Origin of the sequence: Pseudomonas sp. SL4(2022) (assembly GCF_026625725.1) — a bacterium.
Classification (GTDB): domain Bacteria; phylum Pseudomonadota; class Gammaproteobacteria; order Pseudomonadales; family Pseudomonadaceae; genus Aquipseudomonas.
Map to the genome: position 1 here is coordinate 252,947 of NZ_CP113060.1, position 22,653 is coordinate 275,599.

A 22,653-nucleotide genomic window follows, 5' to 3' on the forward strand; every position below is an offset into this window, starting at 1 on the left:
GGAGTACGGTCTGCTGCCCAAGGCCCAGGCCAGTGCCGACAATTGGCACTAGTTAAGTCAATTTTCTGTTCGCAGTCAATTTTATGGCGTGACTTTTATGCTGCTCAAAAAGCCAGCTAAGCCGCTGTAACAAAAAAGAAGAGGGGTAACAGGGCCGACATCGATTGAAATCGGCAAGAGAGAGGCAATCAACCGAACAGCTGATAGACCCTTGCACCGTGCTGAGACTGGTTAAGCTGCACCAACTCATGGGACAAGCGCTGCTGCTCCCTCTGACAAACAAGAACCAGCTCACGATACAAATCAAGCAACTCCTGCATTCGCGCACGCAGGGTGTCCTCATCACCGGCAGAATCAACCATTGCCTCGTCAACAGCTTGACGACACTGCAGGTCCAGCTCACCGATTGCGGCCCAATCTTGAGTCGCCAGGGCTACCCGCAAGGCACTACCGGTTTCTTCAAGTCGCTTCACGGATGAACTCATAAACACTTCCTCGGATGGGAACGCCTCATTCGGCAATGGCGTCCCAGCCAGCTTTGACATTGCGCAACAGGTGAGTGACTTCATCAAGAGGCGCGATTTCGTTTTGCACATTGGCATCTAACAGGCGCATCGTCATGTACTCATACAAACGATCCAGATTTTCGGCTACTTCACCGCCCTGTTCGAGATTAAGCCCTTCACGCAGGCCACCGATAATGCCGATCGCCTTCCCGATCAATTCACCTTTGAGGGCTACCTGGCCGCGCTCCATTGCCCCGCGCGCTTGTGCCAAACGCGTAAGCCCACCTTCCATCAGCATCTGTATCAGGCGATGCGGGCTGGCTTCTACAGCTTGCGCCTGGGTATTGACGGTTTGATACTGCTTGAGAGCCGCCATAGCGTTCATCGTTGTTCTCGCTTCTTGCTGACCTGATACCTTGGATATCGGCTTTCCAGCGCAAAGCTTTAACAATCAAATCAACTAACTGCAGCAGGCTCTACTTCGGGACCAATTGCGTCCCAGGCACTTTTGATCTGCTCAAGTAGAACTTGAACTTCATCCAGCGTACGCGGTGTAGAGTCAAGCGCTACACCGGCAAGACGACGGGTCATGTAGTCATACAAAGCATCAAGATTCTCGGCAATTTCCCCTCCCAGACTCTTGTCGAGACTGGCTTGGAGCACACCCAGGATGGTGATGGTGCTGCCAACAGCCAAACCACGAACCTCTGCATCCCCTTCAGCTTGCGCATGCTTAGCCAACATCACTCGCTGTACCGCGCCCTCAAGCAGCAGTTGCACCGTACGATAAGGCGAGACATCGTGACTCGTATTGACCTGTTTATAGGTATCTATCGGCTTCTTGCTCATTACTAATCCTTTTTCACAACACCTGGCAGCTTGGCAAGCTGATTGGCCAGGCTTTCACTGGTTTTCTGCAAGCGTCCTACCAAGGAATCCATCGCGTTGTATTGGGCATAGAGCCGTGTCTTCAAGCTCTCAACCCTTATGGCCAAGGCTTTGCGCTGCTCATCGACACTGACTTTGGTAGCCTGCAGGGCATCAGTTCGCTGCTTGAGTACACCTTCTGTGCCAACGTAGGCACCGACCGATTTAGACAAGCGCCCCATCAGGCCACCCTCACCCGCCAGATACCCGGCAACCTGGTCGAAGTTATTGTTGAGTGCCTTGGTCAACTTGGTGTCATCAAGTTTGAGCTTGCCGTCCTTTTCAGTGGCAATCCCCAGCTCGGCCAATGCACGCACACCGCCTTCGCCCGACATCTTCACCATTTCATTGCGTAAACCAGACAATACGTTGCGGATCGACGAATCACCCAGTAGAGGGCCGGTCACGGGATTGCCACCGTCGACAGGAACCACGGCGGTCAATTGGGATGTTGTACTGATCAATGCGTTGTAAGCATCGACAAACTTTTGCAGGTTGTTCTTCACACTGCTTTTGTCGACCCCAACAGTCACGCTAATAGTCTTGCCATCGGCAAGATCAGTGGCGCTCTGCGCTGCGCTCAGATCAAGCGTCACCCCCTCAAGCGCATCAGTAATACTGTTGGTATTACGCACCAACTCCAGGCCATCGACTGATATTTTCGATGACTGAGCTTTGGTGATGACACCACCAGCACCCGTCGTAGAGTTTGGTGGAACGAATGCATTGGGGTTGCCAGGAGCGACCGTGGGAGTAAACGCCTGGGATGTCAGCGTATTGGCTCCTGTGGTCACACCGTTTTCGGTTACAGCCACCTGAATATCGTTACCCGCACCGTTCTTGGTGGAGTTCAATACCAAACGTGAACCAGAGTCATCGGTAATGATGGTGGCGCTTACACCCGTTGCTTTACCAGCTTCATTGATTGCATCGCGCATACCGGCCAAGGTGTTGTTGCTCGCCGTGATAGCCACGCCGAAACTGGAACTACCGGTGGAAATATTCAGCGTACCGCTATTGAAGGTGGCCGCACTGCCGCCGGACACAGACTGCAATGCAACCTTGCTACTGGTCGCCAGCTGTTTGACCTGAACATTGTAGTTGCCGGCAGGCGCCGTTGTGGTGGCGGTTACCTTGAGCGCACTGGTGTTCGATGAACTGGCTGTTCTCGACTCAAACAGAGCCGTTTTATTCAACGAATCGACAGCGGTTTTAAATGTATTGAGCGCACTGGTTAGCGAACCCATTGCCGAGATGCGCGAGACCGTGGTTTTTTCAAGACGATCCAGCTGATTGGTCTTGGGTGCCTTTTCGGCATTGACCATCGCCGCGACAATTTCGTCGATCTTGATCCCTGAGCCAATGCCCGTAATCCCGGCCATGCTTCACCTCGCCAATAAAATGACTATAAACACCTAACAGGTGTAAGTAGTCAAAAGCCGTGCCAATTGAATGGAATCAGGCCTCGGCTTTGAATAACAGACTACGAACCTCCGAAAGATTTTCTGCAAGCTGCAGCGCTTCTTCTGAAGGAATTTGCCGAATCACATCACCCGAACCTGCATCCGTCACCTTGACTACAACTCGACCACTCCCCTCCTCCAGGGAGAAATTGAGACTGCGCCGGACCGATTGAACGAAATCCTGAATTGTCGCAACAGCGGCTTCAACTTCTTCGCGAGAAGCTGCAGGACTGCTCTCAGCTTTAGTGGCGGTGGCCACTGCAGCCTCTTCAGCCTGCTTACGCTCAACAGCATCAGTCGTAACTTTTGCAGATGAGCTTGGCGCTCGCTCTGCTTTTGAAGCAACGACGTTCGGGGCGGACGTAACCTGAATCGAACTAATGTCCATAACTCTCTCCTCAGAATGAGGGAACGGGGAGAAGAGCTAAGCCCTTCTCCCCGTAGTCTAGCGCCTTTACCCTTAGCCGAGCAGGCTGAGCACAGCCTGTGGCAGCTGATTGGCCTGGGCCAAGATCGCAGTACCGGCCTGTTGCAGGATCTGGTTCTTGGTCAGTTCCGAGGTTTCAGCAGCAAAGTCGGTGTCACGAATCCGGCTACGTGCAGCCGAGGCGTTCTCAGAGATGTTCTGCAGGTTCGAGATGGTGTTCTCGAAGCGGTTCTGCACAGCACCGAGCTGGGCACGCTGACTGTCAATGTTGGATATCGCACCGTTGATGATCCCAAGAGCATCCTGAGCGCCAGTAGAAGTGCTGATATCGATGTCCTTCACCGAGTCCAGAGTACTGAAGCTGCTGGCACCTGCTGCGCTGGCCACACCGGCACCCATACCGGTTACCTGGAAGGCATCAGGTGCTTCAAAGATAACCTGGCCATCCACGCGGGCATCGTTGGTTGTACCGCTGGTAAGGCTGACAGCCGCGCCAACAATTGCCGAACCGTCAAAGTTACGTGCTTCCAACGATGCGGTTGCGGTACCACTGATGGAGAAGTTCTCGATCTTGATCGCATCGCCGCGATCACTGACCAGCTCAATGAAGCTGCCTTTCGATACAGCAGAAATACCGGTCTTACCGCTTTCCTTGTTGATCGCCTCAGCCAGAGAAGAGAGGTCAGCAGTATCGGTGACCAGTGCCGAGATATTCGCGTTCTCGGTAGAGGTTGTTTTGCTGTTAGCGCCATACAGAGAGAACGCGATGGAACCAGAAGCAGACACGGTACCCAGACGCGCAACAGTACGGGCGTTGGCGGTTACGCCGGTTTCGTCGCTCTTCGAGTTGACCGCCGAGGCAATCTCACCGGCCGAACCACTGGCAGCAAAAGTTACTGCAGTGGCAGAGCTGTTCAGCTTGGAGTCAATGCTGAAGCCGGAGGAGCTGTAGACGCTGCCGCTGGTTGCGCTGAATGCACCACTGGTGGCGAACGCACCACCGCCAGAGGTGGTGTAACGGTTCACACCAATGCGGTCAGTCGCAGCAGAACCGATGGATACGTTGATATTTTCATAGGCGTTGGCGCCTACCTGGAAGCTTTGCGAACCGAAAGAACCGTCAAGAATCTTGCGACCACCAAAGCTTGTGGTATCGGCAATACGGTTCAGCTCTTGCTGGAGCTGGGACACTTCACCCTGTAGGGCCGCGCGCTCAGAAGCACCGTTGGAACCGTTGGCAGACTGCAGAGCCAAGTCGCGCATGCGCTGGAGAATACCAGTCGACTGCTGCAGGGCACCTTCAGCGGTTTGCGCCAGGGAGATACCGTCGTTGGAGTTACGGGTCGCAACGTTCAAACCGTTGATCTGACTGGTCAGACGGTTGGAGATCTGCAGGCCTGCGGCATCATCCTTGGCACTGTTGATACGGAAGCCGGTGGACAGGCGCTGCAGCGAGGTGTCCAGGCCTTTGGATGAGGTATTGAGGTTACGCTGAGTATTGAGCGACGCTACGTTTGTGTTGACTGTAAGGGCCATGGTGTTTGCCTCCAAAGGACCGTGCTACTGAGTTTGTCTGAGCCTGCGAGCTCTGGGCCTGCTTTGCTCAGACGCCCCATAAAGTTCGCATTCGATCTTTGTATCGGCGGTTTCAAGAGTAGCTTTAGCATCTGACTCTGTTTTTTTTTCCGCCAGCAGAACAAGTACTTATGCATCAAAGGCGGGAGAAACCTGGCATCTGCCGATAATTCGACAGCTATTACCAGGTTCCTGAACAAGCCACTACCCCGATGCCCGTCACTGTATCGGCATCAGTTGGGCAACCATGAGGCGCGCCAGGCATCAAGGTTAGCGCCTTCCAGCATCCAGCCCTCACGCACCTGCCTGCGCAGCTCGTCGCCCATGCTGGCACTCGCATCCAGATCATTGATGTGCATACGGATGGCGTCGACCCAATCCTTGAATCGATTCTTGACTCGGGTAACAGGCAAAGCCCCCCGGTAACAAACCAGATCACTGCAAATCACCGGAAAACCACAGGCACCGTATTCCAGAAGACGCAGGTTGCTTTTGCACTCGTTGAACAGGTTCTGCTCAACCGGAGCCAACGCCAGATCCAAATCCAGCTTGGCCAAAGCCGCCGGGTAACGCTCGATATCAACTCCCGCATGCACCTCATGCACATAAGGGCGGATTTTGTCCGGGCACATACCCATAAAGACCCACTCAACCTCTCCAGCCAGCTCTCTGACTACATCGAAAATCAATTCCAGGTCACCGGTGTGACTGATACCACCAGCCCAACCAACGCGAGGTTTGGCCCCACGACGCCGAGCCGCAGAGAGATCGCTCCACCAATCGAGCGGCAAGCGGTTCTCTATGACTCGAATATCATCATGTAAACCGGAAAAAGCTTCCGCCAACGGCTCGGTAGACACCGTAAAGCGATCCACAAAGCTCAGCCCTCGGCGCAAAGACTTGAAAACATCTTTAGGCATTTGCGCTCGGTGAACACTCTTGATTGGGAGGTTAGGCAGGTAGTCATCCAGCTCATAAATGGTGAATGCTCGGGAGAACTTCTTGATCCTGCGCATCGCCTCCAGTCGGTCATCGCCGATCTGGCGCTGCAACACAATCACATCGGGCTTCAAGCGTTCCAGATCAGGCACCTGAAGCAACCCAAAGGACATCATGCCATCGACCAGCCCAGCATCTTTCAGCGCTGAAAATGGCTTGATTACACGATAGTGCCCACAACCATAAGGATCAGCAGGGTGAGTCAGCACCACTGGCAGAGGCCGCCACGTAAGAGGGCGCCATGTCAGACCGGCATCGACTTCCAGATCAAAACCACGCCCGCTCAATGCCAGGTTTCGGTTATAAGCCGGATCATGCGCAATCGCTGACAAGTGACGCTCATAAAATGCATCCTGCTCAGCAACATCCGGCTCTCTGTACTCTTGCTCGTGCATAAGCAGCGCATGGGCCGCCCATACAGTCAGATAACCGGCGGCACGCACGCGCAAACAGAAATCCACATCGCGATATGCACTCAACGTGACATCCAATCCGCCCAATTGGCGGAAGATGTCGGTGCGTACCATCAGGCAAGCCTCGCCGACAGCCGTGTAATTCTGATCAACCTGCAGCCGCTGCATATACCCTGCGCTGTCAATTGCCTCACCGGCAAAAGCGCGCGACGCAGGTCCGCGAAGCCCCAACAACAAACCAGCCTGATCGACATGCCCATCACTGCGCAGCAGTTTGCCCCCCACCACCCCGACTTCAGGTCGTTGTGCATGGTTCAGCAACTCATCCAGCCATATTTCAGAGACCACAACTGATTCAGCGGACAAGAGCAGCAGGTAGTCACCCTGCGCATGCAGAGCAGCCGTGTTCTGCGCCTGCATAGCTGTATCGGCTGAAATCACTTGCAGCTTGGGATCCGCCAAACCGCTAATGCCCTGTAACCAAGCCTGGGTCGAAGCATCCAGCTGATCATGTGCTGCCAGGAGAACTTCGTAATTCGTATAGCGAGTCTTCTCAAGCAGGCTGTCCACACAGCGCTGCAGGCTGGCCAGGGATGCCTCTAGCGCAATAACAATGGACACCATAGGTGTGTCCATCTGGCCGTAATTGATGCGGTAGCGCGCCGGTAATCCGGGAATAACCTGCGCCTGATAACCACGCTGCAACAAATGACGCTCAATCACGCGGCACTCATCGGGGTTATCACGCAATACCGGTGCATCAATGATGACCAGCGGCTCATCAATATGACCCAGCCCCACCAAGCCCTGGGCTTCAATGAGTCGAGCGATCAGGTCAAATTCAAGCGCATCGGAAAACTGCGCATCAAAACCACCCAGATCCAGCACAATGTCACGACGAAACAACCAGTAACGCGCCATAACCAAGGGGAAACTGAGCAACATATCCAGGTTGAATGCCGGGAGAAATGCCCCCCCCAAAGCACCATCTGGAAGACGCTGCAACTGATCACCGTATACCGCACGGCAACCCGGGTTCGCCGCCAACTCGAGCCCCGCAATCATCAAGCCGCTGGAAGTAAATTCATCCCCCGCTCGGGCCAACATAAACCAGGAGACCTCACTGTCAGCCAACAGCCGATTGAGCTGCGATGCCAAATCTTCATCCGTCATATGGACAAAGTGCAGCTTGTCTTGCGCCGACGTGGCTGGCGTATCACGGCTGCTTGTCAGCACGACAATTTTCAGGGTGGCATACAAACAATGCTCACCAATCAAGCTCTTTAGCGTTTTCATCAAGGGGGCTGACTGCCCCTCAACATCCAGCACCATGATGCCGATTAACGGACCACCACCCTGCTCCTGCAGGTGCTGGTTAATCAGACGATTTTCTGCTTGGGTGGGTAAACGCTGCGCCAACCAATGCTGCAAGGTGTAGGCCTCGCGCGAGGCTCCCGACGACACACCCAGACGTTGCAGCATGTCTTCGCGGGCGCGCTGTAGCGGCCCCGCTTGCGATCCTGGGTAACGTTGATAAAGCATCTGATAGAGCGCGGGAAAATTCTTTCTCTCTCGCCCCAGCATATGTTCGCCCGCAGCACTCTGTTGACGAGTGTGGACTTCGGTCGTCACCAGCGGCACATGGACAAAGGGATAATGCGTGGCGAGACGCAGGAGCATGTCCCAGTCTTCAAACGCCGCCAATCCAGTGTCGAATTCACCCACCACATTCAACATCTCGCGCGGGTGCGCCCAGGTATTGACCGGTATGTAATTCTGGGTGAACAGCCGATCCCGATCAAAAACCTCATGGCAGTAGGGTTGGCTGCGCGCCAGCTCAATTCGCTGCTCGCCTTCAAGCCGCTCACTGACGTATTCGACACCGGTGTAGATGACGCTGCCTGGATCGCGCACGAAGGCTTCGGCCAATACAGCAAGATGATTAGGCAGATAGATGTCATCGTCGTCCAGATAGACGATGTAACGTCCCCGCGCCAATTTCAAACCGGCATTTCGCGCAGCCGACAACCCCTGGTTACGCCCCTGACGCACGTAGGTCACCGGCATATCAACCTGAGCCAGCACGTGCTCCACAGGCTCGCCTGCGTCATTGATCACGATCAGCTCGTAGTCCTGCCACGCCTGGTTCTGAACACTGTGTAAGGCATCGATCAACAACCCGGGGCGGTTGTAGGTCGTGAGAATGATCGAAAACATGGGCGCCGATGTATCTTCTGCACGCTCAGAGGCAAACAACGCGCGGTGAATAGCTGCGACGCGATCAGCAATCTGCGCCCTCACCTCTTGAGAATACTGGCTCTGCCGGCGCTGATAGAGATCCCATATCAGACTGGCTTTTGCCCGTAAACGCGGCAAAACCTCAGGGCAAGCCAGGTTGAGCTCCAGAATCTCCGTATGTTCTAACAGCGGTTTTGAGGACGAGTAGAAACTCTGGGAAATTTGCCCGCCGTGCACGCGGTAGCCGACAGTGCGCTGGCGCAGAAATACAAAGTCTGGATTATGCCGAGCGATCCGCGTCCAGAGTTCCCAATCCCCCGCCACCAGATCAGGGCGGTGCACATTCCCATCAACAAGTTGCACATGCGCAAAAACAGCACGTCGGAACATAACGGCAGATGGGGTGATGTAGTTATCGAAACTCAGCAGGTCGACAACTTCATCACGTCGACCAAAATACGAACAAAGGCGATGCCCGGGGTGGACTGGCTGTTGAGTCGCCGCACCTGTTTCATCAATCCACTGGCACTGGGTGTAGACCAGGTCGGACTCCGGATGTAACTCCAAAGCCGCCACCTGGTTTGCTAAATGACCAGGGTAAAGAAGATCATCCGAACCCAGGACAACGACGAAACGCCCTGTACCCGCTCGCAAACAGCGGTTGTAGTTACCCATCATGCCGAGGTTGTTCTGATTAACCTCATATGAAAAACGCGCATCACTCGTGTAGCGTTGCAGCACATCGAGAGTCTGATCTGTCGAACAGTCATCAAATACAAACAGCTCCAGGCTGACACCCTCTTGGGCCAGCACTGACTCTATCGTCTGCGCGATGTAGGCACTGTTGTTGTAGGACATCACGGCGACCGTGACATCGGGTCGAATATTGGTCACACAGCCCCCTCGCATCAGACCACCCGCCAATCGGATGGATAACGCCCATTCACCAGGGCGTCGACATGCTCAACGAAATAGCGCTCGCTGGTCATTGGATTGAACAACAGGTAATCCCGCAACTCTTCAATTCGCACTTGCAAAAACTGCTCATGGCGCTTGGTCAACTGGAGTCGTTCAACCAAATGATCAACGTCGCGCACGACTAAACCAATGTTGTCCCGGCATTCGAACTGGATACCGCTTTTGCCCTCTTCCACCTCAGCCTGCGGCGCAAAAAACAGAGCAGGACGGCCAAATGTGAAAGCAAAGGTGAAGCCAGTACCCGAAACATCAGTCAACATCATGTCGCTGCGTGCATAGCTGGAGAAGTAGTTGGCCGAACGGTCCAGCTCAAACCCTTCAACGCCTGAGAAACGCGCCACAATATGCTCGACCACCGGTTTATCCTGATCCCGCCAGGATTCCATATGCGGCCTGAAAATCAGCCTCATGCCTGCGCCCAGGACCTTTTCAATCAGCTGTTCGCCATAGCGCCCCAGCACCGAATAGCTCTGATTCACGTAATAGGCATGCGTAGGTGCAAACACCACCGTCGTGGCGCCCTCGCGCGGATGATCGCTGGATGCCGCCAAGGCACAACGCTGGCCATCCAGCTTGGGATACCCCACTGGCAACAGCACCTTGCCACCCCAGCCGCGGCGCTGACCTAACGCAGCAAACTCTTCCATGTGGTGGCGACCCGCACAGACAATCGCATCGAAGTGATCGAACATGGACTCGTCGTACACACCTTCCAAACTGGTAAGAGACACCAGAAAGTGCACCCGCTTGGCGCCACGCGGGAAATGACTGGACTGCCCAACAAGAGGCGTCAAATACAAATCTGCCTGCTCAGCAGCAAGTTGCTGCTGGGACGTTTCAAAATGATATTCGACGCCTTTTTGCAGCTCGCCAGGGAACGCGGCTTGGGCAAACGCGTTGTAACAGCGCACTCGCCAACCCTGCTTGGCTAACAGCTCTGGAATGCCCCCCAGGTTGAGAACGTGCGAGGTATGGAGGCAATAGCAGATAACTTCTCGATTCATTCACCCACTCCCTGCGAACCGATCCAGTTCAGAAACTCGCTGTAATCGCGCAGGTAGTCCTGCGAGTCGTAATCGTGTGATGCAAAAACCAGCAAAACAGCGTCCGCACTATATGCATATTGGCTGGCCCAAATACCGGCAGGCAGATACAACCCTTTATTGTTTTTATCCAAGAGGAACTCCTCTCGCGCATGGCCGTCATCCGCCATCACGCGAACAGTGCCCTGAGTACAAATCAAGAACTGCTCACACACTTTATGTGCATGTTCGCCTCGTACATCTTTGCTGGGAACGTTGAACACCATGAAGTAGCGCTTCGGTTCGAAAGGAATCTCACTGGAAAAACTACCCACGGTTAATGCACCACGCATGTCCTCATGAAGAGCGAAATGCTGGAGCACGACCCCACTCACGCGCGACGCGTATCGCTGATCAGTCTGAGTCGGTGCCACAGCATCCGCCTGCGCTGGAACCGTAGTGGAATACCCCACGATGCGGGCAGGATTACCTACCACAATTGCATAGGGCGGCACTGAATGAGTCACCACAGCGCCAGCACCCACCATGGCATAGCGGCCAATGGTCAACCCCGGAAGGACGGTGGCGTTCGCCCCGATCGACGCCCCTCGTTCGACCTTAGTCGCCAAAAACCGCTCGGGATATTGCTTGCTGCGGGGAAAGCGATCGTTGGTGAACGTGGCATTCGGACCGATAAATACATCGTCCTCGATACGCAAACCGTCCCACAGCTGTACGCCACACTTAACCGTGACGCGATCACCAAGGACAACATCATTTTCGATGAACACATGGTCACAGATATTGCAGTCACGCCCCAGGCTGGCGCCCGGTAACACATGGGAAAACGCCCATATCCGAGTTCCCTCGCCCACATGAGCGGTTTCACAAAGCCCTTGAGGATGCACCATAAAGCCACTCATTAGGCGACTCCTTTTACAGCCTGCTGACATGCAGCAATGACTGTCGATATCTCGGTTTCAGTCAGCTCGGGGAAACATGGCAGGCTCATCAAGCGCGGCGTAACAGCTACGGTTACAGGCAAAGACACGGCCTCAGCCTGTCCACCGCCCTGCAGATGATCCGCAATGGGGTAATGAACATCACTGCCGACACCAGCCTCGGCGAGGCGTTTGCGTACCTCATCACGCGCCGGCAACTGCACGACAAAGAGATGGCACACATCATCGTCATGAGGCTCACCCGGCAACACCCAACCGAGATTGGATAGCCCTGCGCGGTATGCCCGGGCAACGTCCCTGCGCTGCTCATTCCAGCGGTCTAGATGAGGCAACTTCTCCAGGAGAACGGCCGCTTGCAACTCATCAAGACGACTATTGCGGCCGCCGCCAACAACCACCTGATACTTGCTGCCCCAGCCATACTGACGCAGCTGACGCACGCGGCCCAAGGCATCATGATCCGTACCGGAAACAAGGCCACCATCGCCGAGCGCACCCAGGTTTTTGGTTGGGTAGAAACTGAACGTTGAAAGGTGCCCCCAGGCACCGGCTGCTCGCCCATCACGCCGAGCGCCATGGGCCTGAGCACAATCTTCGATCAGCGCGATACCGGCACCATCACACAACGCACGCAAACGCCCTACATCCGCCATTCGACCATAAAGGTGAGTGGCAATGACTGCACGCGTACGCGGCCCGATCAGCTGCGCAACCAATGAGACATCCATCAATAGGTGCACCGGTTCGATGTCCACATAACGCGGCTCTGCCCCCACGGCCCGAATAGCACTGCTGGCATACATACCAGCGTTCGCGACCGTAATCACCTCATCGCCAGAGCCAACTTTCAGGGCGCGCAGTGCCAACTCCAGGGCATCGGTACCGTTACCCACAGCCACGGCATCCACGACCTCGAGATAGTTGGCAAACGCATGCTCAAAGGCCTGACCTTCCGGCCCCAGGATGTAGTAACCACGCCGCAAGACTCGTTCCATTGCGCGTTGCAAGTCATCAAGCAACGGCTGGTTGTGACGGTGCAGGTCGTTGATCGGCAGCATAGGGTTACCTACTGGTAGCTCAGCGACGCTGAGCCACCCACACGTTAGTCGAATACGGGATCTGGATATGCGAAGTCTTGAGGCTGGCAAGGTAGTGCTCAATGGCATCAACCACCGCCAAGAAACGATCGCCAGCCTGACGCTGCAGGGTGGCGTGAGAGCGCCATGCCTCAACGCACTCTTCGATGGACTGTTCATGCATCACATTGGCATCCAGATGCACCACCGGGCCGAACAGACCGCTGCCATCGATGATGGCCGTCTGGTCTTCACGGCGGGTGCCATAGCCGTAGCCTGACACCTCGGCCTTGATGATGTTTTCGATTTCGTTCTGGATCGGATCGTCCAGACGACGATGGTTCCACATGCACGCGAACCAGCCAGCAGGTTTGAGGATGCGCACGGTTTCCAGCAGTGCCTTGGGGCGGTCGCACACATTGAACGAGCTACCGAAAGTGACCATGTCAAACTGGCCATCCTGCTGTCCGGTCTGCTCGCCGGTGCCTTCAAACCAATTGACGTTGGCAAAGCTGGCGGTGCGTTTGATGCCATTGGCACGCATCGCATCGTTGGGTTCAACGGCCGTCACCTGAAACTGGCGGGCGGCAAGCATCAGCGTCAAATGCGCGACACCGGCACCCACATCGCAGATGCGCCCCTGCGTTAAACCGGCGATTGCCAACATGGCATCAATTGCCGCATCCGCGTAGTCCGGTCGCTTGAGATAGGCATCAGCGAGCGAGGTATAGTCCCATTCTGTTTTCATCTTGGCATCTCTTGTTCGGCTAGTTTCACAAGGGCTTGGAGCATGAGATCAACCGACAGGCCGGGCTGATAATCCAGTATCAGATCTGCGCTCAGCGGTTCATCGATAGGCAGATCCAGACCGGCCACATGCCGAATCTCACCTGCATCGAAACGTTGGTAAAGGCCTTTAGGATCGCGACGACGAAGCTCATCAAGCGGTACCTTCAAGTAGACCTCGCGATAACCGGGCAGATGCTCACGGTTCCAGGCATGCACTTCACGGAACAGCGAAATGGTCGCGATGACTACAGTGAGCCCCTGCCGGGCCAGTACCTGGCATAAATGCGCATATTGCATGGCCAAGCCAAGACGCCCTTCACGACCGTGATTGGCCTGACTATTGGCTACAGCCCCAAACACTTCGCGCAGCTCATCTCCGTCCAGCAATACGACGGCATCCCCGCCCTCACGCAGGTGTTCAGTCAGCGCGCGCGCCAGCGTACTTTTGCCGGCACCGGACAATCCGGTAATCCAGATCACGCGGCTCATTGGGGGCCACCGGCCAGGGCCTGGGCTGATAGCAGGCGGTGATAGAGCTCAAGGTCCTCACAGGCGTCCACTTCGCCCCAGGGGCCCACCACTGGCGACACGGCTATACGCTCGCCCGTGGCCAACAGCCGCCGCAGCAGAGTCGTCATATCCAGCCGATCAACGTCGCTCGCCTCCAGGCTCAACAACCATTGCCTGATGCGTGCCCAGGCGGCCGGGGTAAATTTCAGCAGGCCCATGTACTGGCCCTGTATCTGCGCGACGGATGTGCAACGCTCCCCAATCGTCGCCAAGTCACCTTGCTGATCAAGGGAAAAACTTTCCGCATCGGCCAGCGGATCAGTGAAGCGCTGCGACCATAAGGTTAACCAGTTGGGGTCATAGGCGATGGCCAGCGCCGCAGGGTTAGCGGCGAGCGACATCACCGTATTGGCGGTGTAGACAATATCGCTGTAACTGACGATGCAATCGTCGCCAGACAGCCATTCGTCAGCCGCCAGCAGCGTGCGCACCATGTTGCTGCTAGCCCACAACGGGTTCTCCAGATAGTGCAGATCAAGGTCAAAAGCCTCACCACAATACCCACGCACCAGAGCGACGTGTTCAATACCCGCGCCGTGTAATGCTGACACTTGCCAATCAAGCAAACGCCGGCCATGCAGGACGGCAAAACACTTGGGCTGATGGTCGGTCAGCGCTTTCATTCGACTGCCTCGACCAGCAGCCAGGATCAAACCTCGCATTTAACCGCGCCCTCTCATTCCATATACCTGCGCTGCATCAGAAAATCGCTTACCCGGGCGACATCCTGCGGGTTGTAAGGTGTTTCACGCTCCGGATGCCACATCAGGCCAAGCACCGGCAGGCTCGAGTGACGCATGGCTTCCACACAGCCATCTTCGGCATACGCCAGGGCGCACAGGGGATCAGGCAATGCATAAGCCCCCCAGCCATGGTAACTGTTCACATCATGCCAGGCGTTGCCGATCTGTAGCTGATGACGCGTACCCACATGCCCCTCAATCGCTTGCAGCTCGCCGCCGAAATAACGGATCAGAAACTGCATACCCCGGCACAGCCCCAAAAGCGGTAAGCCCTCTGCCAGGGCCTGATTGACCAGTGCAAGCTCGGTCGCATCGCGCTCGGGGGCATCGCCTCCCAAACAGGCCAGATCATTGCCTCCGGACAGTACAACAGCCACCGGTTTAACCTGCGCCCAATAGTGCGCCACCAGCGCAGGATTATTGGGTACAGGCACTGCCAACACACCCATCTCGGCCAACCAGTGCACCAACCGCTGGTCAAGCGCGTCACGACGCTCGCCACGCGCAGGCAAGCACTCAACTCGCTGGCTGAGCAGCACCGGTTTCATCGCAGAATGTCCACACGGCGCGCAGCACAATCGAGCTTCAAGACGCGCGCGGCCACCCATCGGTTGTAGAGCGCCTCACCGGCGCCGATCACGGCCGGAAGACCTAGCTCGTTGGCACGGATGGCCATGTGCGAATTGACACCACCATAGGCCGTAACAAAACCGGCAATGCGGTGCGAAAACAGCCAATCAAACCCCGGATCGGCACTGGGAATCATGACAATGGCACCAACCAGCTCATCACGCTGATGATGCGAAACTACGTTGCCAGTGGCCTGGCCATGGGTAATGAAATTAGGCTCACTCTGCGGCAGGTGAAAGACCAAGGCATCCTCAGGCGCAGTGATCAGCGGCGGCAGCATCAATTGGCAGGTCTCCGCGTAACGGCGACGACCATCAGCAATGCTGCTTGCCAGCAACTCGTGAGGATCTGCACTGGCGGCGTGCAATTCCTTGATCACCTGAATATTGGCGAATGCCATGTCATCCTCACTGAAGCCGAGGCTGCGTCCAAAGTCGCGAAATAGGGACAGTGCATCGGAAAGGTTGCGGGTGAACACGAACTTGGCGTACTCACGCAACTCGATCCCGGCCTGGAGAAAGTCGAACAGTCCAACCACGTCATGGGCAAGCCCGTGCTCAGCCAGCAGACGACTGATTGAACGCATCTGCTCCAGCGACAGTGCAAAACGTGGCGTACTCTGATGCGCCGTTTCCTGGCCGCTTGATTGCCAATCGAAATAGAGCTCAGGCGCCTCGTCGTAACGCGGCGAGAGGATGTCGTAAGTGCCCGGACGCAAATGCCCGTATCGACTGAGGAATGTGGTGCGATCCAGTTGTTGCCAGTCCCGCGTCATCTGCCCACTGACCGTGTTCAGCCCATTGAGGAAAGCGTTGTAATCCTCAACATCCAGCACCCCCACCGCAACCAGTGAGCGCAGCAGCTGCACCGCAATAAAGCCTGCCCGGGCCAAACCCGCGAATGGCAGGGTGCCATAGCGACTGCAATCTTCCAGCAGCCAGTAGATGCGAGACACCGGATCAGTGTCGGCGCTGAGGATTTCTTCCCGGCGCGCCAGCAAGACCTTCAGCTTGGCCTCGTCCGAACGCCACAGCCCGGTGTTGTTATCAACGATGCGATTGGTCAACTCACGCAGGCTAGCGGCCAGCTGTGCGCACTCCGCCTCACTGAACCCGGCCTCCCGTAGGCGCTCAAGGCGCTGCGGCAGATCGAGCGTGTAGCAGGAGAAAACGATTTCAAACTCAACCTTGTCATGCAGGCTGGGCGCCGACACCAGCCGCTCGATGTAGTAATTGACCAGCTTGTCGGCCAGGGCTCCATCCAGATCGCGCGGCACGAACGAGTTGAAGCTCACACGAACATCGATATAAGGCAGCCCGTGAAAATGCAGCATCAACGGAAAGCTGCGCAAATTACGGTAACCGTAATTATTGCGCTGGTAAGCCCAAATCATGTCCGTGACCAATTCACGGTACAGCGACAGCGCCAGCGGCTTAGGACGTACACCAATAATTTCCGCAGGATTCCAATCCGGCATCACGCCGTAGACCGTACGCTCGCCATGCAGAAACAGCTGTGGCCGCTGGCCGATACGGATTCGCTCACGGATCAGCGACACTAGCTGGGTGTGCGTCGCCACATCGACTTCAGGCACCTGAAGCACGAGCGGACGCACTTGCAGCAAATACAAGATGCCCTGTGCATCGACAGCGAACTCAACATCCAGCGCAGTGCTCCCGAACAGGCACTGAAGCTCACGCAACATGGCCACTACCGGCTGCAGCGGTTGCGGAATTTGCTCGGCACTGTGGTGTGCATAAAAGTTATGCAGCTCATTGGAATCGCCTGACGTCACGCTGTCAGTACGGCCACTGCTGGAGTCGTAATTAATGACGAAATACGGCGCGGCCGAACTCGGCTCCACACCGAACGCCACACCGGCAGTCCTGACATTTTCAAGCATGGGCTGGACGAAAACTTCGTCGGCAGCGCTGGCGTGCTCGCCTCCCATGGAGGCAATGACCGCATAGATGGCGTCCTGCAAGCCGGCTGGCGCCACAGCCAAACAGGACTCGAACTGTCCGGCTGCTGACGCATTAGCGGCGTCTTCACGCACGCTTGAGCTCCGCACCGCCATAGAGGCCCAGCCCGCGTCAATAATCCGTCTAAGGCAACTATCCGGCGCCTGTCGCCATTCACCCACCGAGAACACATGCTGAGACAACAGACTGGCACAGCTCAGCAGGCCTCTAAGGCCATCAAGCGTTCGTGCCTTGCTGGAAAACGCCACGCGGCGCTCTGTGCCCTTATTCATGCCTAGCCTTACTGTTACCAGGAGAAATGGATTCTGACGCGAATGTCCACGCTTCTCCGGCTAATGCAAATAACCAGCCAAGCATTCATGCAGGGTAGTACAGCGGCAGAACATTCCGTCCAGAGCGCGGCGGCTGACCTGATTACAGACGGTTAAACAAATTCAGCCCGGCAATCTTCACATAGCTCTGCTGTGCCGCCTCCAGCACCACCGTCTGGAAGGACAGACGCGAAAGCGCCTCGGCGTAGTCCAGCTCGCGCAGATCGGCCTGGACAGACTTGTTTACCAACGTGACGTCCTCGTTATCGATCTGGGTGGTTTCGATCAGGTTCATCCGGGCGCCAATCTCGGTCTGCACCTCCAGGACCTTGCCCAAACCATTGTCGAGGTTGGTCAAGGCAATGGCGACTTCATCGCGCACACCCAGATTGCCGGCCGCAGAAGAAGGGGCCGACTCAAGCGCCTGACGCAGGCGGCTGATCGTATTCAGAATACTGCGTTGTTCCTGAAACTGCGGCTGCACGCCAAATTCATCGCCGCCACCCGCCGCAGCCGGCGCAGAGACCGTGAAGTCAGCACCGAAGACAGTAAAGGTAGAGGGGTAAGGACCCGCAGCTGTGCCGGTTGCAAGCACGGGGCTTCCAGGGCCGACAGGCTGCGCATAAACCTCGTAGTTGGTGGCGTTGGTAAACCGCAGGACAACCCCCGAGGTCGGAAACTGGCTGTCAAAAGTCGCCTGGTTGCTGATACCAGACGGCGCAACAATCGCCGCCGAATTGTTGGTCGATGAGCGATTTACGGCAAACTCGGTCGGTGACGACCGCAGGGTAAAGGTGTGGGTGTTGATCCCCGGCGCACCCGGGGTTGCGGTATCGGCCAGCAGATTATCGAGATCCAGGGGGTTGTCGCCGGGCTTCAGCACCACATCCAGCTGAAACCGCATACCGCGAAAGTTGATGGTATTGCCGCTATTGACCAGCGGATCAATCAAACCACCGCCTGGCACCTCTGAGGTGACATCAGCACCGGTGTTGTCATAGATGCGAAATTCCTTGCCGCTGACAAACGCCATCGAATACGGCTCGCCCGTGCGGAAGCTGGCATTGAACGCCTGACTGTCCTGCACCAGTCCGGGTGACATGAACATCCGCTGATCTGCCGCAGGCAGGGCCGGAATGTTGGTGGCTGGCAACGGCGGTGTCGGCAGCGCTGGGTTATTGATGCCCAGGGTTTTCAACACCCGGTTGGCATTGCTGACATCCTCGAACAGGCGCTTGCCGTTGTCGTTGATGGCCACATTACTGGATGTCGCCACCTGCAAGCTGCGCTGCCCTTCGTCACCCTGGTAGGAGTAAGTGCCGTCGGGGTTACGCAGGAACGGCTCGGTCTTGCCGATAAAACCACTGAACAGGTACTCGCCACGGGCGTTGCGACTGTTCATCAGGTTCAGCAATTCGCCTTCACGCTCGCTCAACTCCTTGGCCAGGGATTTACGGTCTTCGGCCGACAGCGCGCCGCCCCCGGATTGAACGGCCAACTCACGGATCCGTTGCAGCACGGTCACCACTGAGTTGATCGTGGTTTCCTCCTGGGTCAGGCTATTTTTCGCGGCAGTGAGGTTTTCCTTGTACTGCCCCAGCACGGCTTGCTGCTGCTCAAGCTGCAGCAGGCGCACGGAGGCCACCGGATCGTCGGCCGGCGTCAGGATGCGATTACCGCTGCTGATCTGCTCTTGCGTGCGGATCACATTGGAATAGTTGCGCCCAAGACCATTAACACCGTTATTGAACGCCTGGATCGAAGAAATGCGCATGACCATAAAGCTAACCTCAAGGTTCTCTCAGCACGCCAAACCGCGCCTCAGAACGCATTAATCAGAGTATCGAACAGGTTACGGGCAACTTGAATGATCTGCGCCGAGGCCTGGTAGTACTGCTCGAACTGAATCAGCTTGGCCGCCTCTTCATCCAGGTTGACCGCCGAAACCGAGTCGCGGTTATCGGTGGCCTGCTTGAGAATAGCGTTGGTGGCTTCGCCATCAACACGGGACTGACTGGTCAAGGTGCCCACACGCTCAACCAGGTCACCATAGGCATCGGTAAAACTGGAGCCGGTGGTGGTTGGCGCCAACGGGTTGATACCAATCGTGGTGCGATTCTGCAGATCGATCAACTTCAGGGCGTTGCGGTTATCCGAAACGCCGTTGGTGTTAAACGACACCGAGAAGTTGTCACCGGCCTGCGGCCGACCACTGATCGACACTTCATAGTCAAACGGCACAGGTACGGCGGGCGGCCCGGCAGTCGCGGGCACGGTGATGGTCAGCTTGTTGTTTTGTCCCGGTACGATGACACCGGTATCAATGGTGTTGCCGTTGATATCGACCACACTGTAGTTCTGCGTCGCACCGCCACCGGCACCCATCACAATGCGCAGCGGCGGCGCATTGCGCAGGCTGGTTTCCAGATTGCTTTGCGCGACAGGGTCATAGATGTTTATTGCAGTGACCAGCGTCGGCTGAGTGATCACCCCGGTGCCCTTGTTGGCCGGGCTGGTCTGAGCCTTGAGGGGTGCAGCAAACGCCAGCTCTTCAGGCCGTTTCATGTCGGCACGAATATCCTGACCGGCATTGCGGGTAGGCATAATGCGAAAGCGGTCGCCGGCCGCGAAGGTCCCGCTGGCCACACTCAGCGACACACCATCAAACTCGGGCGCCGGAACGACCGTGATATCGAACGGACCGAAACCGGTGCCGTCACTGATCCGGCGTACGGTGTAATTCGTCGCGCTGGTGAACTCCACCTCATAGTCACTGGTGGTCAGCTGAGTGGTGTCTCGGATAAAAACATTGAGGTTGGCTGTACTGTTGCTGTTGCCCAGCCGGGCCAGGCTGCGCTGCCCGATCAGCGTAGTGTCGTTCAGATCACGAAACAGGCCATTGCCGAATTGCCCGTTAAGGTCCAGCCCCTGCCCCAACTGGCGGTTGACCTGGTCAGTCACGGACAGCGCCAGACGCCCAACCGCGTTGAGCGTGGTATCCAGTACATCTTCGCGGTAACGAATCAGACCACCCATCTCACCACCGGTGATCAGCGAGGTGATGCCCTGGCGTGAGTTACCACTGACAAACTCAACTTCGCTGCGTAGCGGGTCCGACAAGCCCGGCACCACGTCCAGCCGCGAGGCCTGACTACCCACAACCAGCGGCTGGCCGGAACCGATGAACAGGTTGTAACTGTTGTTATCCTGCTCAACCACTGTCACGCCAATAAAAGTTGCCAGCTTGCGTACCGCTTCCTCACGGGCATCAAGCAGGTCATTGGGCTCTTTGCCGTTCGCTGCAGCCACGGCAATCGCATCGTTGTAACCGGCAATCGAGGTCGCCAGCTGATTGACCTGGTCAGTCACCGCCGACAACTGCTTGTTGATAAAAGCGTTCTGCTCGTAGAGACGGTCATAGACCGTATTAAAGCGTTTGGCCAACCCTTCGGCCTCGGACAATGCCAGTTGCCGGGCTGGAATATTGGCGGGGTCTTCGGCGGCCGTCTGCAGGGCAGCAAAGACCTTTTTCAGCGCCGGGCTGACACCCGTGGTACTGCCTGCCAGCAAGGAGTCGAGCTGGTTAATCTGACTCAGGTAAGACTGCACATCACTGTTGAGCGCCGTGCTGCTGCGCACCTGCGTCGTCAGAAACTCGTTATAGATACGCCGCACATCCACCAACGTGGTGCCCGAGCCAATGTAGCCTGCGCCACTGAATTGCGGAGTGCGCGTAGCCTGCACCGACTCTTGCCGTGAAAAGCCGGGGGTGTTGACGTTGGTGATGTTGTGACCGGTAACCGACAGTGCCGTCTTGTTGGCAGCCAGACCCGAAAGGCCAATATTGAGTAAGTCAGCCATGATTCATCATCCGCTGATGGACGGCGTACTGACTGCCGCAACTGTTTGATAGGTCTGCATCTGCCGCGCGATTTGAGCAATCTTGCGGGCATACTGCGGATCGGTGGCATAACCGGCTTTCTGCAGCTCACGCGCGAACTGCTCGGGCTTATCCGTCACGGCCAGGGCTTTCTCGTAGCGGCCATTGCCCTGCAGGAAACTCACATAGTCTTCGAAGCTGTGCGCATAGGACTCATAGGCGCGAAAGGACGCGGCTTCTTTAACCGCCTTGCCGCCCTGGAACTCTGTGGTCAAGACACGCGCCGACTCACCGTCCCAGCTGTCATGGGTTTTGATACCAAACAGGTTGTGACTGCTGCTGCCATCCTGCTGACGAATGATCGACTTGCCCCAGCCCGTTTCCAGTGCGGCCTGGGCCACCAGATAACGAGGGTCGACGCCAATCTTGTCGGCGGCCTTCTCGGCCATCGGCAACATGGCCGCAATAAACTCATCCTTGGAGCCAAAAGCCGCCTTGCCCGGGGCCAGCGGTGGCTGAGCAATACGCCGACCGGTGATGGCATCCGCGCCATTGAGCGCCAGCGCGCTGTCTGTGGGTGCCGCAAAAGACTTGGCAGGAATCCAGTCATTCTGCGCCAGCGCCTGCCCTTCGGCGGCCGTGGCGGAAGGCACAATGCCCGCCAGCAGGCGATCCGTCAGTTTGCCGGGCAAGGCCAGACGGCGCTGATTGATCAGCGCCACATCATCACGGCCACTCTCAAGCTTGGCCATGGGCTTGCTAGGAGCACTCGGCACGGGTTCATTGACCTGAGCAAAAGGATTCGGTCGGCTGCTGGCATCCTTCATCTTCGACATCTGCCGCACCAGCACATCGGCAAGGCCGAGGCCATTCTGGTGATTGGACAGGGTCACCGACAGTTGCTGGTCGTGCATGTCCTGGTAGGTTTTGCTCTCGTTGCTGTTCATGAAGTTGCCTTCACCGAACACTTCGTTGGCCGAGCGCATGGCCTTGAGCATTTCATTGAGAAACAGCGACTCGAACTCCTGAGCCACCTTCTTGATGTTCTTTTCGCTGTCGCCGCCGACCTTGAACTGATTAAGGCGATTGAGATCGTTGTACGCGCCCGTGTCGACGTTGGCGGTGCCGCCGAGCAAACCGGCTGAAAGACGAGAGTCCATAG

General features: G+C 56.5%; 18 protein-coding genes. All 18 read right to left on the reverse strand.

All coding sequences use genetic code 11. The annotated features are described in order from the left end of the window. Positions 1-188: 188 nt before the first annotated feature. The 18 genes from OU997_RS01255 to flgJ all read right to left on the reverse strand — a co-directional run bounded on the left by OU997_RS01255 (position 189) and on the right by flgJ (position 22,651). Entirely contained in the window at positions 189-485 is a 297-nt protein-coding gene (locus OU997_RS01255; protein WP_108487329.1) for a flagellar protein FliT, read from the reverse strand. Positions 486-510: 25 nt separating this feature from the next. Continuing rightward, entirely contained in the window at positions 511-891 is a 381-nt protein-coding gene (gene fliS, locus OU997_RS01260; protein ID WP_108487328.1) for a flagellar export chaperone FliS, read from the reverse strand. A 71-nt stretch (positions 892-962) separates the two neighbouring features. Next, positions 963-1,355, reverse strand: coding sequence for a flagellar export chaperone FliS (fliS, locus tag OU997_RS01265; protein ID WP_108487327.1), 393 nt, complete (start codon positions 1,353-1,355; stop codon positions 963-965). Between the two features lie 2 nt (positions 1,356-1,357). Then, positions 1,358-2,815: a flagellar filament capping protein FliD gene (gene fliD, locus OU997_RS01270; protein WP_108487326.1), complete on the reverse strand. Its 1,458-nt coding sequence runs from the start codon at positions 2,813-2,815 to the stop codon at positions 1,358-1,360. A 76-nt stretch (positions 2,816-2,891) separates the two neighbouring features. Then, positions 2,892-3,284, reverse strand: coding sequence for a flagellar protein FlaG (locus tag OU997_RS01275; protein WP_108487325.1), 393 nt, complete (start codon positions 3,282-3,284; stop codon positions 2,892-2,894). Between the two features lie 72 nt (positions 3,285-3,356). Next, complete coding sequence (locus OU997_RS01280) at positions 3,357-4,859, reverse strand: flagellin (protein WP_108487324.1); 1,503 nt, start codon at positions 4,857-4,859, stop codon at positions 3,357-3,359. Positions 4,860-5,131: 272 nt separating this feature from the next. Continuing rightward, positions 5,132-9,442 (reverse strand): glycosyltransferase, encoded by a 4,311-nt coding sequence (locus OU997_RS01285; protein WP_267808628.1) that lies wholly within the window; start codon positions 9,440-9,442, stop codon positions 5,132-5,134. A 14-nt stretch (positions 9,443-9,456) separates the two neighbouring features. After that, positions 9,457-10,530 carry a CDP-glycerol glycerophosphotransferase family protein gene (locus tag OU997_RS01290; RefSeq protein ID WP_108487322.1) on the reverse strand — a complete coding sequence of 358 codons (1,074 nt, stop codon included), beginning with the start codon at positions 10,528-10,530 and terminating at the stop codon, positions 9,457-9,459. Next, entirely contained in the window at positions 10,527-11,471 is a 945-nt protein-coding gene (locus OU997_RS20825) for a WxcM-like domain-containing protein (protein ID WP_108487321.1), read from the reverse strand. Before OU997_RS20825 ends, OU997_RS01290 begins: the two co-directional genes overlap by 4 nt. Then, positions 11,471-12,568, reverse strand: coding sequence for a DegT/DnrJ/EryC1/StrS family aminotransferase (locus tag OU997_RS01305; RefSeq protein WP_267808629.1), 1,098 nt, complete (start codon positions 12,566-12,568; stop codon positions 11,471-11,473). The genes OU997_RS20825 and OU997_RS01305 overlap by 1 nt, the downstream gene beginning before the upstream one ends. Before the next feature lie 19 nt (positions 12,569-12,587). Continuing rightward, the gene (locus OU997_RS01310) at positions 12,588-13,334 is read right to left on the reverse strand and encodes a class I SAM-dependent methyltransferase (RefSeq protein WP_108487319.1); all 747 of its coding nucleotides are present in this window, start codon (positions 13,332-13,334) and stop codon (positions 12,588-12,590) included. Next, positions 13,331-13,864, reverse strand: coding sequence for an adenylyl-sulfate kinase (locus tag OU997_RS01315; protein ID WP_108487318.1), 534 nt, complete (start codon positions 13,862-13,864; stop codon positions 13,331-13,333). Before OU997_RS01315 ends, OU997_RS01310 begins: the two co-directional genes overlap by 4 nt. Continuing rightward, positions 13,861-14,607, reverse strand: coding sequence for a phosphocholine cytidylyltransferase family protein (locus OU997_RS01320; protein ID WP_108487317.1), 747 nt, complete (start codon positions 14,605-14,607; stop codon positions 13,861-13,863). The genes OU997_RS01315 and OU997_RS01320 overlap by 4 nt, the downstream gene beginning before the upstream one ends. Positions 14,608-14,621: 14 nt before the next feature. Next, a complete protein-coding gene (locus tag OU997_RS01325; RefSeq protein ID WP_108487316.1) occupies positions 14,622-15,236 on the reverse strand; it encodes a gamma-glutamyl-gamma-aminobutyrate hydrolase family protein in 615 nt (204 codons plus the stop codon). After that, positions 15,233-17,572, reverse strand: coding sequence for a PEP-utilizing enzyme (locus OU997_RS01330; protein ID WP_267808630.1), 2,340 nt, complete (start codon positions 17,570-17,572; stop codon positions 15,233-15,235). The genes OU997_RS01325 and OU997_RS01330 overlap by 4 nt, the downstream gene beginning before the upstream one ends. A 142-nt stretch (positions 17,573-17,714) precedes the next feature. Next, positions 17,715-19,391: a flagellar hook-associated protein 3 gene (locus tag OU997_RS01335; RefSeq protein WP_108487314.1), complete on the reverse strand. Its 1,677-nt coding sequence runs from the start codon at positions 19,389-19,391 to the stop codon at positions 17,715-17,717. Between the two features lie 41 nt (positions 19,392-19,432). Continuing rightward, positions 19,433-21,472, reverse strand: a complete 2,040-nt coding sequence (gene flgK, locus OU997_RS01340) for a flagellar hook-associated protein FlgK (protein WP_108487313.1) — start codon at positions 21,470-21,472, stop codon at positions 19,433-19,435. Positions 21,473-21,478: 6 nt separating this feature from the next. Next, entirely contained in the window at positions 21,479-22,651 is a 1,173-nt protein-coding gene (gene flgJ, locus OU997_RS01345) for a flagellar assembly peptidoglycan hydrolase FlgJ (RefSeq protein WP_108487312.1), read from the reverse strand. Positions 22,652-22,653: the final 2 nt, after the last annotated feature.

What these genes read in the sequence shown, in the direction of transcription:
- OU997_RS01255 (WP_108487329.1), bottom strand. Translation starts at nt 485, where the DNA reads ATGAGTTCATCCGTGAAGCGACTTGAAGAAACCGGTAGTGCCTTGCGG.
- fliS (WP_108487328.1), bottom strand. Translation starts at nt 891, where the DNA reads ATGAACGCTATGGCGGCTCTCAAGCAGTATCAAACCGTCAATACCCAG.
- fliS (WP_108487327.1), bottom strand. Translation starts at nt 1,355, where the DNA reads ATGAGCAAGAAGCCGATAGATACCTATAAACAGGTCAATACGAGTCAC.
- fliD (WP_108487326.1), bottom strand. Translation starts at nt 2,815, where the DNA reads ATGGCCGGGATTACGGGCATTGGCTCAGGGATCAAGATCGACGAAATT.
- OU997_RS01275 (WP_108487325.1), bottom strand. Translation starts at nt 3,284, where the DNA reads ATGGACATTAGTTCGATTCAGGTTACGTCCGCCCCGAACGTCGTTGCT.
- OU997_RS01280 (WP_108487324.1), bottom strand. Translation starts at nt 4,859, where the DNA reads ATGGCCCTTACAGTCAACACAAACGTAGCGTCGCTCAATACTCAGCGT.
- OU997_RS01290 (WP_108487322.1), bottom strand. Translation starts at nt 10,530, where the DNA reads ATGAATCGAGAAGTTATCTGCTATTGCCTCCATACCTCGCACGTTCTC.
- OU997_RS20825 (WP_108487321.1), bottom strand. Translation starts at nt 11,471, where the DNA reads ATGAGTGGCTTTATGGTGCATCCTCAAGGGCTTTGTGAAACCGCTCAT.
- OU997_RS01305 (WP_267808629.1), bottom strand. Translation starts at nt 12,568, where the DNA reads ATGCTGCCGATCAACGACCTGCACCGTCACAACCAGCCGTTGCTTGAT.
- OU997_RS01310 (WP_108487319.1), bottom strand. Translation starts at nt 13,334, where the DNA reads ATGAAAACAGAATGGGACTATACCTCGCTCGCTGATGCCTATCTCAAG.
- OU997_RS01315 (WP_108487318.1), bottom strand. Translation starts at nt 13,864, where the DNA reads ATGAGCCGCGTGATCTGGATTACCGGATTGTCCGGTGCCGGCAAAAGT.
- OU997_RS01320 (WP_108487317.1), bottom strand. Translation starts at nt 14,607, where the DNA reads ATGCGAGGTTTGATCCTGGCTGCTGGTCGAGGCAGTCGAATGAAAGCG.
- OU997_RS01325 (WP_108487316.1), bottom strand. Translation starts at nt 15,236, where the DNA reads ATGAAACCGGTGCTGCTCAGCCAGCGAGTTGAGTGCTTGCCTGCGCGT.
- OU997_RS01330 (WP_267808630.1), bottom strand. Translation starts at nt 17,572, where the DNA reads ATGAATAAGGGCACAGAGCGCCGCGTGGCGTTTTCCAGCAAGGCACGA.
- OU997_RS01335 (WP_108487314.1), bottom strand. Translation starts at nt 19,391, where the DNA reads ATGGTCATGCGCATTTCTTCGATCCAGGCGTTCAATAACGGTGTTAAT.
- flgK (WP_108487313.1), bottom strand. Translation starts at nt 21,472, where the DNA reads ATGGCTGACTTACTCAATATTGGCCTTTCGGGTCTGGCTGCCAACAAG.
- flgJ (WP_108487312.1), bottom strand. Translation starts at nt 22,651, where the DNA reads ATGGACTCTCGTCTTTCAGCCGGTTTGCTCGGCGGCACCGCCAACGTC.